This is a genomic window from Marihabitans asiaticum, from assembly GCF_007828725.1.
Taxonomy (GTDB): Bacteria; Actinomycetota; Actinomycetes; order Actinomycetales; family Dermatophilaceae; genus Marihabitans; species Marihabitans asiaticum.
Window position 1 is genome coordinate 377166 of the sequence record NZ_VIUW01000003.1, and the last position, 13281, is coordinate 390446.

The 13281-nt window shown below is 71.9% G+C and carries 11 protein-coding genes and 2 tRNA genes; 11 read left to right on the top strand and 2 right to left on the bottom strand.

The features are described 5' to 3' along the window. Positions 1 to 2 precede the first annotated feature (2 nt). On the top strand, positions 3 to 1208 hold the full coding sequence (gene dusB, locus FB557_RS09910; RefSeq protein ID WP_144857445.1) for a tRNA dihydrouridine synthase DusB: 1206 nt from the start codon (positions 3 to 5) through the stop codon (positions 1206 to 1208). Between the two features lie 34 nt (positions 1209 to 1242). Here dusB and FB557_RS09915 read toward each other — a convergent pair whose 3' ends face one another. Continuing rightward, positions 1243 to 4617: a pyruvate carboxylase gene (locus FB557_RS09915; protein ID WP_144857446.1), complete on the bottom strand. Its 3375-nt coding sequence runs from the start codon at positions 4615 to 4617 to the stop codon at positions 1243 to 1245. A 105-nt stretch (positions 4618 to 4722) separates the two neighbouring features. On the opposite strand from FB557_RS09915, the gene FB557_RS09920 reads away from it, so the two are divergent. The 7 genes from FB557_RS09920 (at position 4723) to FB557_RS09950 (ending at position 9927) form a co-directional block, all read left to right on the top strand. Beyond that, positions 4723 to 5967: a deoxyguanosinetriphosphate triphosphohydrolase gene (locus tag FB557_RS09920; protein WP_144857447.1), complete on the top strand. Its 1245-nt coding sequence runs from the start codon at positions 4723 to 4725 to the stop codon at positions 5965 to 5967. A 92-nt stretch (positions 5968 to 6059) separates the two neighbouring features. Beyond that, on the top strand, positions 6060 to 6281 hold the full coding sequence (locus FB557_RS09925) for a hypothetical protein (RefSeq protein ID WP_144857448.1): 222 nt from the start codon (positions 6060 to 6062) through the stop codon (positions 6279 to 6281). Then, positions 6278 to 6625 carry a hypothetical protein gene (locus tag FB557_RS09930; protein ID WP_144857449.1) on the top strand — a complete coding sequence of 116 codons (348 nt, stop codon included), beginning with the start codon at positions 6278 to 6280 and terminating at the stop codon, positions 6623 to 6625. The genes FB557_RS09925 and FB557_RS09930 overlap by 4 nt, the downstream gene beginning before the upstream one ends. 298 nt (positions 6626 to 6923) lie before the next feature. After that, positions 6924 to 7295 (top strand): hypothetical protein, encoded by a 372-nt coding sequence (locus FB557_RS09935; RefSeq protein WP_144857450.1) that lies wholly within the window; start codon positions 6924 to 6926, stop codon positions 7293 to 7295. A gap of 91 nt (positions 7296 to 7386) precedes the next feature. Next, positions 7387 to 9312: a DNA primase gene (dnaG, locus tag FB557_RS09940; RefSeq protein ID WP_144857451.1), complete on the top strand. Its 1926-nt coding sequence runs from the start codon at positions 7387 to 7389 to the stop codon at positions 9310 to 9312. Then, positions 9309 to 9803, top strand: a complete 495-nt coding sequence (locus FB557_RS09945; protein WP_144857452.1) for a hypothetical protein — start codon at positions 9309 to 9311, stop codon at positions 9801 to 9803. Before dnaG ends, FB557_RS09945 begins: the two co-directional genes overlap by 4 nt. A 48-nt stretch (positions 9804 to 9851) precedes the next feature. Then, a tRNA-Asn gene (locus FB557_RS09950) sits at positions 9852 to 9927 on the top strand. A 59-nt stretch (positions 9928 to 9986) separates the two neighbouring features. On the opposite strand, the gene FB557_RS09955 is transcribed toward FB557_RS09950, so the two are convergent. Next, the gene (locus FB557_RS09955; protein ID WP_144857453.1) at positions 9987 to 10916 is read right to left on the bottom strand and encodes a transporter substrate-binding domain-containing protein; all 930 of its coding nucleotides are present in this window, start codon (positions 10914 to 10916) and stop codon (positions 9987 to 9989) included. Positions 10917 to 11008: 92 nt separating this feature from the next. Here FB557_RS09955 and FB557_RS09960 point away from each other — a divergent pair, with 92 nt between their 5' ends. The 3 genes from FB557_RS09960 (at position 11009) to FB557_RS09970 (ending at position 13122) form a co-directional block, all read left to right on the top strand. Beyond that, on the top strand, positions 11009 to 12409 hold the full coding sequence (locus FB557_RS09960; RefSeq protein ID WP_144857454.1) for an NAD(P)/FAD-dependent oxidoreductase: 1401 nt from the start codon (positions 11009 to 11011) through the stop codon (positions 12407 to 12409). 50 nt (positions 12410 to 12459) lie between these two features. Further along, positions 12460 to 12533: transfer RNA gene (locus FB557_RS09965), tRNA-Ile, on the top strand. A gap of 112 nt (positions 12534 to 12645) precedes the next feature. Then, positions 12646 to 13122: a pyridoxamine 5'-phosphate oxidase family protein gene (locus FB557_RS09970; protein WP_144857455.1), complete on the top strand. Its 477-nt coding sequence runs from the start codon at positions 12646 to 12648 to the stop codon at positions 13120 to 13122. Positions 13123 to 13281 lie beyond the last annotated feature (159 nt).

Sequence of the window (13281 nt, forward strand, 5' to 3'; positions counted from 1 at the left end):
TCATGAGCACCCTGACCGAGACCCCCACGACGCTGGCCCCCCTTCGCCTGGGGCCCCTCGAGATCACCTCACCGGTCGTGCTGGCCCCCATGGCGGGGATCACCAACCTTGCCTTCCGCCGGCTCTGCCGCCGCTACGGCGCGCAGGGCAGCACAGCGGGAGGCGCCAGCGGCGCCACCAGCCTCTACGTCAACGAGATGGTCACCTCCCGCGCGGTCGTCGAGCGGGCGCCGGAGACCATGCGGCTCCTCGAGCACGACCCCGACGAGTTCCCGCGCAGCGTCCAGCTCTACAGCGTCGACCCCGCCGCCACCCGGCTGGCGGCGCGCACGATCGTCCAGGAGGACCTCGCCGACCACATCGACCTCAACTTCGGCTGCCCGGTCCCCAAGGTCACCCGCAAGGGCGGGGGAGCGGCCCTGCCGTGGAAGCGTGACCTCTTCCGCTCGATCGTCGCCGCCGCGGTCGAGGAGGGCGCCCGCCGCGACATCCCGGTGACGGTCAAGATGCGCAAGGGGATCGACGACGCCCACCTCACCTACCTCGACGCGGCGCAGGCGGCGGTGGACGAAGGGGTGGCAGCGGTCGCCCTGCACGGGCGCACCGCCTCCCAGGCCTACTCGGGGCAGGCCGACTGGTCGGCCATCCGCCTGCTCAAGGAGACGGTCACGAGCGTCCCGGTCCTCGGCAACGGCGACATCTGGTCGGCCGAGGACGCCCTGCGCATGGTTGCCGAGACCGGCTGCGACGGGGTGGTCGTCGGGCGGGGCTGCCTGGGGAGGCCCTGGCTCTTCACCGACCTCGCGGCGGCCTTCGCCGGGTCCAACGAGCGGGTCCGGCCGACCCTCGGCGAGGTGAGCGCGACGCTGCGGTTGCACGCCGAGCACCTCACCGAGTTCTTCGACGACGAGCTGCGTGCCTGCCGCGAGATCCGCAAGCACATCGCGTGGTACCTCAAGGGGTTCCCCGCCGGATCTCACGTCCGCAACCAGCTCGCGCTCGTGGACTCCCTCGCGGCGCTGGATGCCCTCATCGCCACCCTCGACCCGGACGTGCCGTGGCCGGCAGAGGCGGCCGAGGGTCCGCGCGGCCGGGCGGGGTCGCCGCGTCAGGTCGCGCTCCCGGAGAACTGGCTGCGCAGCCGCGAGCTGGACCAGGCCCAGGCCGAGCAGGTCGCCCAGGCCGAGCTGTCGGTCAGCGGCGGCTGAGCCGGCCGGCCGACGCGGATCACCGGACGCCAGGTCACTCCACGACGACGAGCAGGTCACCCCCTTCGACCTGCTGGGCGGGGCCGATTGCGGCGCGCGCCACCTTTCCCCCGACCGGGCTGGTGATGCTCGCCTCCATTTTCATCGCCTCGATGGTCGCCACGGTGGCCCCGGCCTCGACGCTGTCGCCCTCGGCCACCTGGAGACTCACCACCCCGGCGAAGGGGGCAGCCACCTGACCCGGGACCGACGAGTCGGCCTTCTCGGCCGCCACGACGTCGGCCGCCACGCTCTCGTCGCGGACCCGGACCGGGCGCAGCTGACCGTTGACCGTCGCCATGACGGTTCGGATGCCATGCTCGTCCGGCTCGCTGATCGAGCTGATCCCGAGGCCGAGGGTCTTGCCCGGCTCGATCTCGACGCGGTACTCGTCGCCGTGCTCCAGGCCGTGCCAGAAGACGAGGGTGCCGAGGACGGAGGTGTCGCCGTACTTCTCCCGAGCGGCGAGCATCTCCTTGGTCGGCCCGGGGAAGAGCAGCTCGTTGAGCGTCGCTCGCGGCTCGTCGGCCAGGCGCTGCTGCTGCTCGGAGGTCAGCTCGGCCTGCGGGGTGCGGACCTGCCGGCCCTGCAGCGCCTTGCTGCGGAACGGCTCCGGCCAGCCACCCGGCGGGTCGCCGAGGTCGCCGCTGAGGAAGCCGATGACCGAGTCGGGGATGTCGAAGCGGGCAGGGTCGGCCTCGAACTCCGCCGGGTCGGCGCCCGCGCCGACCAGGGAGAGCGCGAGGTCGCCGACGACCTTGCTGGACGGGGTGACCTTGACGATGTTGCCGAGGATCGCGTTGGCCGCGGCGTACATGTCCTCGATGTCCTCGAAGCGATGACCCAGCCCGAGGGCGATCGCCTGCTGGCGCAGGTTGGACAGCTGCCCGCCGGGGATCTCGTGCCGGTAGACCCGGCCGGTGGGAGAGGACAGCCCGGACTCGAAGGGGGCGTAGAGGCTACGGACCGCCTCCCAGTAGGGCTCGAGGGCGAAGACGGCCTCGATGTCGAGCCCGGTGGGTCGCTCGGTGCCGTCGGTGGCCGCGACGAGCGCGGAGAGCGAGGGCTGCGAGGTCGTGCCGGCCATGGTCGCGCTCGCGGCGTCGACGGCGTCGACCCCGGCGTCGATCGCGGCGAGCAGGGTGCCGATCTGTCCACCGGCGGTGTCGTGGGTGTGCAGGTGCACGGGCAGGTCGAAGCGCTCGCGCAACGCGCGCACGAGGCGGGCCGCGGCGGGCGCACGCAGCAGACCGGCCATGTCCTTGATCGCGAGCACGTGGGCGCCGGCGTCGACGATCTGCTCGGCCAGCCCGAGGTAGTAGTCGAGGGTGTAGAGCTCCTCACCCGGGTCGAGCAGGTTGCCGGTGTAGCACAGTGCCACCTCGGCTAGCGCGGTCCCGGTCTCGAGCACGGCGTCGATCGCCGGGCGCATCTGCTCGACGTCGTTGAGGGAGTCGAAGATCCGGAAGATGTCCAGCCCGCTGCGCGCGGCCTCGGCGACGAAGGCGTCGGTCACCTGCGTCGGGTAGGGCGTGTACCCGACGGTGTTGCGACCGCGCAGCAGCATCTGCAGCGGCACGTTGGGCATCGCCGTATGCAGGGCGTCGAGGCGCTCCCACGGGTCCTCCTGGAGGAAGCGCAGGGCGACGTCGTAGGTCGCGCCGCCCCAGGCCTCCATCGAGAGCAGCTGCGGGGTCATCCGCGCGACGAAGGGGGCGACGTGCAGCAGGTCGCGGGTACGCATCCGCGTCGCGAGGAGGGACTGGTGCGCGTCCCGGAAGGTGGTCTCGGTGACGGCGACCTCGGTGCGCTCGCGCAGGTCGCGGGCGAAGCCACCGGGTCCGAGGCGGCGCAGCCGGTCCCGGGTGCCCTCCGGCAGGTCTCCCTTCGGCAGCTCGGGCAGCTTGTCCCGGGCGTGGATCGTCGTCGTGCGGGGCCCGTGCGGCTGGTTGACCGTCGTCTCGGCGAGGTAGGTCAGCAGCCGCGTCGCCCGGTCCTTGCCGGTGGGCGCCTTGAGCAGCTGGGGTCGCTCGTCGATGAAGCTCGTCGTCACCTCGCCGGCGAGGAAGGTCGGGTCGGCGAGCACGGCCTCGAGGAAGGGGATGTTCGTCGAGACCCCGCGGATGCGGAACTCGGCCAGGGCCCTTCGGGCGCGCCGGACGGCCATGTCGAAGGTGGACCCGCGGCAGGTGAGCTTGACCAGCATCGAGTCGAAGTGGGCGCTCACCTCGGACCCGACGAAGGTGGTGCCGCCGTCCAGGCGCACCCCCGACCCGCCGGCGGAGCGGTAGGCCGAGATGATGCCGGCGTCGGGTCGGAAGCCGTTGGCCGGGTCCTCGGTGGTGATCCGGCACTGCAGGGCGTAGCCCTGGGTGGCGATCTCCTCTTGGCGCACGCCGAGGTCGGCGAGGGTCGCGCCGCTGGCGATCTGCAGCTGGCTCACGACGAGGTCGGCCCCGGTCACCTCCTCGGTGACGGTGTGCTCGACCTGGATCCTCGGGTTCATCTCGATGAAGACGTAGCGACCGTCCTCCCCGAGGAGGAACTCCACGGTCCCGGCGTTGACGTAGCCGATCGATTGGGCGAAGGCGACGGCGTCGGCGCACATCCGCTCGCGCAGGTCCGGGTCGAGGTTCGGCGCCGGAGCGATCTCGACGACCTTCTGGTGGCGGCGCTGCACCGAGCAGTCCCGCTCGAAGTAGTGCACGACCTCTCCGGTGGCGTCCCCGAGGACCTGCACCTCGATGTGGCGGGGGTTGACCACCGCCTCCTCGAGGTAGAGCGTCGGGTCGCCGAAGGCGGCGTCGGCCTCGCGCTGTGCCGCCTCGAGCGCGTCGCGCAGCTCACCGGCCGCCTCGACCCGGCGCATCCCGCGGCCGCCGCCGCCGCTGACCGCCTTGACGAAGACCGGGAAGCCGATCTCGGCAGCGGCGCGCTCGAGCTGGTCCAGGTCGGTGGTGGGCTCGGCACCGCGCAGCGTCGGCAGCCCTGCCCCCTTCGCCGCAGCGATGGCCCGCGCCTTGTTGCCGGTCAGGTGCAGCACCTCGGCGGGCGGGCCGACGAAGGTGATCCCCGCCCGCTCGCACGCCTCGGCCAGCTGCGGGTTCTCGGAGAGGAAGCCGTAGCCGGGGTAGATCGCGTCGACGCCGGCCTCGACCGCGATCCGCACGACCGCCTCGTGGTCGAGGTAGGAGCGCACGGGGTGCCCCTCCTCGCCGATCTGGTAGGCCTCGTCGGCCTTCATCCGGTGCTCGGAGTTGCGGTCCTCGAAGGGGTAGATGGCCACCGTCGTCGCGCCCAGCTCGGTGGCGGCGCGGAAGGCGCGGATCGCGATCTCGCCCCGGTTGGCCACGAGGATCTTGCGGAACATGGGTATCCCTTCGCTCGGCTGGGTCGAGGCTACCGGTCGCCGTGGAGGGGGCCGCCGCTCGTTCCGGGGCACGGGACGGACACCGGGCATGCCTAGAGTGCCCCCGTGAGGTACAGCGACCACGCCCGGCGGCGCTGGGTCCAGGAGGATCCAGCGCACAAGCGTGCCGACCGTGACGACTTCGCGCGGGACCGGGGCCGGCTGATCCACTCGGCAGCCTTGCGCCGGCTCTCGGCCAAGACCCAGGTGCTCCAGCCGAGCAGCGACGACTTCATCCGCAACCGGCTCACCCACAGCCTCGAGGTCGCCCAGATCGGCCGGGAGTTCGGGGGAGCGCTGGGCTGCAACGCCGACGTCGTCGAGGTCGCCTGCCTCGCCCACGACCTGGGACATCCCCCCTTCGGCCACAACGGCGAGAGCGCGCTCGACGAGATCGCGGCCGACATCGGAGGCTTCGAGGGCAACGCCCAGACGCTGCGGATCCTCACCCGTCTCGAGCCCAAACGAGCCCACCCCGATGGCCGACCCGGTGGACTCAACCTCACCCGGGCGAGCCTCGACGCGTCGATCAAGTACCCCTGGCGGCGCGGCGACGGACCGTACCCGACCTCGAAGTTCGGGGTGTACGAGGACGACCTGGACGCCTTCGCCTGGGTGCGCGAGGGCGTGCCGGCCGACCGGCCGCCGGGGGCGCGCTGCCTCGAGGCCGACGTCATGGACTGGTCCGACGACGTCGCCTACTGCGTGCACGACGTCGAGGACGCGGTGGCGGCCGGGCTGCTCGACCTGCGAGCGCTGCGCGACATCGGGGTGCGCTCCACCCTGGTCGCCGCGGCGCGGCAGACCTACGCCGCGGACCTCACCGACGATGACCTCGGCTCCGGTCTGGAGCGGCTGCTGGCGACAGGCGCCGTCCCCGCCTCCTTCGACGGCTCCCGCCCTGCGCTGGCCCAGCTCAAGGACATGACCAGCCGGCTCATCGGTCGCTTCGTCCACGCCGCGGAGGCGGCGACCCGTCAGGTCTACGGGCCTGCCGACCTCTCGCGCTACTCGGCCTCGCTCGTCGTGCCCGCCACCAGCCGGGCCGAGGTGGCGATGCTCAAGGCGGTCGCGCACCACTTCGTCATGAGCGCCGACTCGCGGCGTGAGGTCTACGTCCATCAACGACAGGTCGTCACCGACCTGGTGCAGTGGTTCGCCGAGCGCCCCGAGCAGCGGCTCGACCCCGACCTCGCCGCCGACCACGCCGCGGCGACCGACGAGGCGGGGCGCCTGCGGGTCGTCGTCGACCAGGTGGCCTCGCTCACCGACGCCCGCGCGCTGCTGCTGCACGCGCACCGCTACGACTGACCCCGCTGGGGAGGGGAGTGCTCCCCATGGTCACCCCACGCACCCGGTGCCTACCGTCGGAACGCCGGGCGTACCGAGGTCGAGGAGCAGGGATGAGCGTCAGCGAAGGGATGGATGTCGAGCGGGTGCGGGCGAGCGAGCGCGCGGTGCTCGGGCAGGTGCGGGCCATCGAGGTCTCGCGGCTCGAGACGCGGCGATCTGCGGCCCGGTTGGCCCAGGCCTGGCAGGGCAGGACTCCTCGGGCCTCCAGCGCGGAGACCTGCCCGGAGGGACAGGCCTCGGGCCGGGTGGTGCTCAGGAGAATCGCGTCATGACGCTGCGCCGGTGGATGGCGCTCGCACTGGCCGCGGTGGTCGCGGCTCTCGGGGGTTGCGCGGGTGAGATCGAGGGGGCTGACGAGCCGGGGGCGGTGATCATCGGCACCAACGTGCAGGCAGACGTCGCAGGGAGCACCGTCGCTGTCTCCGGTATCGACGATGGCCGGGCGACCCTCCACCTCGTCGGATCGTCAGGGGTGGCCGAGCCGACGGAGGTTGTCGAGGGCGACGAGGTGAGGGTCGGCGAGAGCCGCTATCTCGTGCGGACCGTCGACGACGGTGCCCGAGCGTCGGGTGCCGGGCGAGACGGTGTCGTGGTCCTCGTCCCTGAGGACCAGTAGTCGCGCTAGGCGCTGCGCCACTGGCACTCGCCGGGAAGGACGACGGAGGTGAGACGTGGCGGGCAGGATCCGCGCTGAGGACGTGGTCAGCGTCAAGGAGCGCACCTCGATCACCGACGTCTGCTGGCGACACGGGCCGTCCCGGCCTCCTTCGACGACTCCCGCCCTGCGCTGGCACAGCTGAAGGACATGACCAGCCGGCTCATCGGTCGCTTCGTCCACGCCAAACGCGGTAGGAGGATGTGAGCGGACGGACCGCCCGGGAGGGCCTCCGGGCGGGTCACCCTTCGTCGAGTCGATGGGGCGGACTGAGGTGGGTCTGCGTGCCGTGACCGCGGCGGGAGCCGTCGTCGGCAGTCTGTCGCTCTCGGCGTGCTCCGCGGCCGCGGCGGGGCCACCGGCCACTACCCCGGACGATGCGGTCGTGCTCTCCGAGAACCAACCGGCCGACATCGACGGCGGCAGGGCAGTAGCCACCGGTGTCGACGGCGACAGCGCCACGGTACGCATCGCCGACGGCACCTCCCCCTTCGAGCCGCACGACGTCGAGGAGGGCACGACCGTCGTCATCGGTGCCGAGAGCTACAGGGTGGAGGCGATCTGGTCCGAGGGTGACTCCGGCGAGCCTGGAGGCCAGGGTGGCCGGGTCATGCTGGTCCCCACGCCCTGACCTCCAGCGAGGACCCGGTAGGCGGTCGGCCGGGCCGCACAACGGTCAGGTCCTAGACTCGCCCGAGGACGTCGAGGGAGCGAGGTGAGCGATGGCCGGGCTGATCCGTGCTGAGGACGTGGTCAGCGTCAAGGAGCGCACCTCGATCACCGACGTCGTCCGTGAGCACGTCACCCTGCGTCCGGCGGGCGTCGGCGCGATGAAGGGTCTGTGCCCCTTCCACGACGAGAAGACCCCGTCCTTCACCGTGCGCGAGTCGGTGGGCAGCTACCACTGCTTCGGCTGCGGCGAAGGGGGTGACGTCATCGACTTCGTCCGGGCCGTGGACCACCTCACCTTCACCGAGGCGGTCGAGCGGCTCGCCGCCAAGCTCGGGCTCGAGCTGCGCTACGAGGAGGGGTCGGCACCACGTCAGGGGGAGAGCCTGGGCAAGCGCTCCCGGCTCATCGAGGCCAACCGGGTCGCCGAGCAGTGGTACCACCAGATGCTCGTCGACACCAGGGAGGGCCGGGCCGGGCGGGACTTCCTGCGGGAGCGGGGGTTCATGCGCCCCGAGGCGGAGCACTTCGGGCTCGGCTACGCCCCTCGGGGCGGGGAGGAGCTGGTGCGGCACCTGCTCGGGCGTGGGTTCACCGACGACGAGGTGCTCGCGGCCGGGCTCTGCGGACGGGGTTCGCGCGGGCTGTATGACCGCTTCCGTGGTCGCCTGCTCTGGCCGATCCGGGACACGACCGGCGACACGGTCGGCTTCGGCGCGCGGCGGCTCTTCGAGGACGACCGGGTCCAGGCGAAGTACCTCAACACCTCCGAGACGAGCGTGTACAAGAAGAGCCAGGTGCTCTACGGCCTCGACCTGGCCAAGAAGGCGATCTCCACCGAGCGCAAGGCGGTCGTCGTCGAGGGGTACACCGACGTCATGGCCGCCCACCTGGCTGGGATCCAGCAGGCGGTCGCCACGTGCGGCACCGCCTTCGGCGTAGACCACATCAAGGTGCTCCGGCGGATCATGCGGGACGAGCCCGACCTCTCACCGGCCCGCGTCGTCTTCACCTTCGACGGCGACGCGGCCGGCCAGAAGGCGGCGATGAAGGCCTACGCGGAGGACCAGCGGTGGGCCAGCCAGTCCTTCGTCGCGGTCGCGAAGGACGGGATGGACCCGTGCGACCTGAGACTGCGTGAAGGTGACGCGGCGGTTCGCGACCTCGTCGAGTCCGCGGTACCGATGTTCGAGTTCGCCGTGCGCACCACCCTCGAGCGATTCGACCTCTCGAGCGCGGAGGGCCGGGTGCGCGCCATGGCCGCCGTGGCGCCGATCATCAACAGCATCCGAGACTCGGCGCTGCGTCCGGAGTACATCCGCACGGTTGCCGGATGGGTCGGGGTCGAGGTCGACCAGATGCGCTCGGCGACCCAGCGTGCGGGGCGAGCTCGCCCCCCTTCGCCGTCCGCTCCCACCCGACGACAGGGCGAAGAGGCCGTCCCCGAGCCCTCGGCCGGTGAGGCCGCCGTCAGCCTGCCGCCCCCAGACCTGCGCGACCCGGTGGTCTCCGCCGAGCGTCAGCTGCTGCAGTCGCTCCTGCAGTACCCGAGCCTGTTCTCGCCCGAGACGATCGACCAGATCGCTCCGCACGCCCTCACCGCACCTGCGCACGGCGCCGTGCTCGACGCGCTGCGCATCGTCGGCCTGCGAGCGGACCTCTCCCTCGCCGCGTGGCACTCCGCGGTCACCGACGCGGCCCCCCTCGCGGTCCGCGGGCTGCTGGCCGAGCTGGCGGTCGCCCCCCTGCCGGTCGTCCACGACAGCTCCACCGGGCTCCCGCCGCGGCCTTACGTCGACTCCCTGCTCGCCCGGGTGCAGGAGGTGTCGGTCAGTCGCCAGATCGCCGAGGCGATGTCGCAGATGAGGCGGCTCTCCGCCGCGCCGGACGGCGACCCCCAGCAGGTCCGCGAGCTCTCCGTGCAGCTCCAGGACCTCGAACGTCGCCGGGCGAAGATCCGAGAGGAGATCGTGCGATGAGGTGGCCCCGACGACAGCACCCGCCTCCCGCGCCCCAGGACCTCGACCATGGGGAGCGGGTCATCGCGGCCGCGCCGCTCGACGACGGCGGGACGATCACCGTGACCACCCACCGGCTGATCGTCGACGGGCCGGAGTCGGTGCGCTGCCCCTGGCACCTCATCGACAGCGGCGGCTACCGGCCCGACCGAGACGAGCTGTGGGCGAGCTTCGTCGACGAGCGCCCCCGCCAGACCTGGCGGATCAGCGCTCCGGCCCAGGTGCCCGACGCCTTCCGCGAGCGGGTCCAGGCCAGCGTCGTGCTCGTCGAGCGGGTCGACATCGACCGGGCGACCTCGGCGCGGGTGGTCCTGCGCAAGGACCTCTCCGACGGCGCCCTCAGCGTCCAGGTGCTCTACAAGGACGGCGCCGACCCCGATCATCCCGAGCTGCGGGCCGGCGTCGCGGACTCGGTGACTCGCCTCGCCGAGCACGTCGGGCGCGAGCTCTGAAGCGGTTTCGCCCGGCCGGAGAGTTCTTGCTATCGTGGCCCGGCGCGATCCCCTGTAGCTCAACTGGCAGAGCATTCGGCTGTTAACCGGAGGGTTGTTGGTTCGAGTCCAACCGGGGGAGCCAGTCAGGCCATGTCCCGGGATGCGTCCCGGGACATGGCCTTCGCCGTTCCCCCTTCGCCCTCACCCAGTCGTCGTCGCCGGGCTCGTCTCGGTCTCGTCCTGCTCAGGGGTGTGCAGGCAGGGCTCGACCTGGGGCGTGACGTAGGTCCTCGTGCCGATGAGCTGGGGCTCCGGGAGGTTGGAGCGGACGGCCGTGCGCCAGGCGCCGGAGCGCATCATCGTCTCCAGCGCGGCGGTGACCCGCTCGCAGAGCTGCTCGTCCTCCGGCCGCATGGCGATGCCGTACCGCTCGGTGCTGAACTGCTTGCCGGTCAGCTTGAGGTCGCGCTCACCCTCGTCGTCCATGAGGTACCCGGCGAGGATCGCCGCGTCCGAGGTGACCGCCGCGACGTCGCCCTCGCGCAGTCGCTCGACGCACGCGGCGACCGTGGGCTCGGTGACGATACGCAGGCCGACGAACTTCTCCACGAGCAGCGCCGTCCCGGCGCTGCCGGTCGCGCCGCACACGGTCTTGCCCCGAAGGTTCTTCGGCGAGCCGATCTTGCTGCCCTCCCGGACCAGCAGGTCCTGGCCGGTGACGAGATAGGGGCCGGCGAAACGCACGGTGCGCGCGCGCTCCTCGGTCATCGAGTAGGAGGCCACGACGAGGTCGGCCTGCCGGGTCGCGAGGAGCTCGTCGCGCTGGTCGGGCACGGACCTGACGAAGGTCACCTGCTCGACCCCGAGCTGCCCGGCGACGAAGCGGGCGATGTCGGCGTCCAGGCCGGTGTACGTGCCCTCGCGCTTCAGGCCCAGCCCCGGCTGGTCGTCGCTGATCGCCACGCGGAGCTCGTCAGGGGCGGGCGGCGCGCTCGCCTCGCTCGTCGTCGGCCCCATCGTCGTCGTGGTGGTCGACGTGGTCGTGCTCGGCGGGATCCGCTCGCGGTCGGCGCATCCCGGCAGGGCAGCGAGCAGCGCCACGAGAGCTGCTGCGACACCTACCCGCCTCATGGCGCCATCCTCGCACTGCGGCCGGCTCCTCAAGGTCAGCGTCTGCAGCGTGATCGCTCACTAGGCTGCGGTCATCGGCGAAGGAGGATCCGATGACGGATCAGGCAGAGCACCCGGCACTGGACGGCGCGCGGCGCCGGCCGTTCTGGACCGACCCCGACGTGCGCCCGGTCCCAGAGTCGGAGGGACCGCTCGCCGGGACGGCAACCACCGACCTCGCGATCGTGGGGGGCGGCTTCACCGGGTTGTGGGCGGCGCTCCAGGCCCGCGAGCGGGACCCGGGCCGACGGGTCATGGTGCTCGAAGGGGGGACCCTCGCCTTTGGCGGGTCCGGGCGCAACGGAGGTTTCGTCAGCCCCTCCCTCACCCATGGTCTGGCCCAAGGGGTGGCCTGCTGGCCGGACGAGATCGCGACGTTGGAGCGCCTGGGGGAGGAGAACTTCGCCGGCCTGCGCGCCGACGTCGAGCGCCTCGGGATCGACTGCGACCTGCACGTCCCCGGGGAGCTGACCTTCGCTCTGGACGAGCACCAGGTCGACGCGGTCCACGACTCCTACCGGCTGCACCGCGAGCATGGCGCGCAGGTGAGCCTGCTCGACGCCGAGGAGTGCCGCGCTGCCGTGAGCTCGCCGCGGTACCTGGCGGGGATGCGTGACCCCCTTGTCGGCCTGGTCGACCCCGCTCGGCTCGCCTTGGGCCTCGCCGCAGCCGCGCGCAAGCTGGGGGTGGAGATCGTGGAGTCGACGGTGGTGCGCGAGCTCGAGGTCGACGGCGCTGGCGTGCGGCTGCGCTGCGACGGGGGAGAGGTTCTCGCCGGCCAGGTGCTCCTGGCGACCGGACCCTTCCCGGGGTTGCTGCGCCGGATCGACGCCTGGGTGCTGCCGGTGTACGACCACGTGCTGATGTCCGAGCCACTGTCCGCTACGCAGCTGGACGCCGTGGGCTGGCAGGGGCGAGAGGGACTGACCGACGCGGGCAACCAGTTCCACTACTACCGGCGCACCCTCGACGACCGGGTGCTCTTCGGTGGCTACGACGCCAACTACCACTTCGGGGGTCAGATCGCGGTCGAGCTCGAGCAGGGGCCGTCGCACGACCTGCTGGCCCGGCACTTCTTCGAGATCTTCCCGCAGCTCGAGGGGTTGCGGTTCACCCACCGGTGGGCCGGGGTGATCGACACGACGTCGCGCTTCACCCCAGTCTTCGGCACGGCGAAGGGGGGACGCGTCGCCTACGCGGTCGGCTACACCGGGCTGGGTGTCGCCTCGACCAGATTCGGGGCTCGGGTCGGTCTGGACCTGCTCGAGGGCGCCGATAGCGAGGTCACGCAGCTGTCGATGGTGCGGGACAAGCCCGTCCCCTTCCCGCCGGAGCCGCTGCGCTACCTCGCGGTGCAGAGCACCCGCGCCGCGCTCGCTCGCGAGGACCGCACCGGGCGCCGGCCGCTGCTGCTCAAGGGCCTGGACGCGCTCGGCGTCGGATTCGACTCCTAGGTGGTGCGCTCGGGCGGGTAGCCTGCGGGGGCCGTCGCGCCGACGGCGCAGGGGCGGTAGCTCAGTCGGTCAGAGCAGCGGACTCATAATCCGTCGGTCCTGGGTTCAAGCCCCAGCCGCCCCACGGTGCGGACTGGCGACCCGGCGACAGGACACCGACTGCTCCCGGCGGTGCTTGTCGGTGCTGGCACCTAGAGTCGTGGCGACCAAGCCGTTAACCAGCGCGAGGAGCAGACATGAGCACCACCGACCGCGACACCGTCGCCGAGGTCATGAAGGACACGCAGATCGCGATCCTGACCTACCAGGACCCGCAGGGTCGGCTCGTCTCGACCCCCATGGGCACCCAGGACTTCGAGGACCCGGCGCAGATCTGGTTCCTCACCCGCTTCGACAGCGAGAAGGTCGAGGCGATCACCGCTCGTCCCGCGGTCAACGTCTCCTACTCCAGCGACAAGGGCTGGGTCTCGCTCTCCGGCACCGCACGCGTCAACCAGGACCGTGCCAAGATCGAGGAGCTGTGGGACCCCTCCGCCTCCGCCTTCATGAGCGGGGGTCCCGAGGACCCCGAGAACGTGCTGCTCGAGGTCGACGGCGACACCGCCCAGCTGTGGGAGTCGCCCGGCAAGCTCGGGATGCTCGTGACCATGGCCAAGGGCCTGGCCGGCGAGGAGCCGGCCAAGGACTCCGACGCGCCCGTCGTCGACCTCTGAGGAGGCCGCCCGCACCGTCAGCAGAGTGACCGCTGTGAAGGGTGGTGCTCACGAGACGGATGGTGCACAATGGCAGCACAACCGAGCTCGCTCGGACATACGGTTGCACCCGCTGGCCGCTCAGGTCGGCATCCCACCTCTAATCATCCAGGTGTGTGG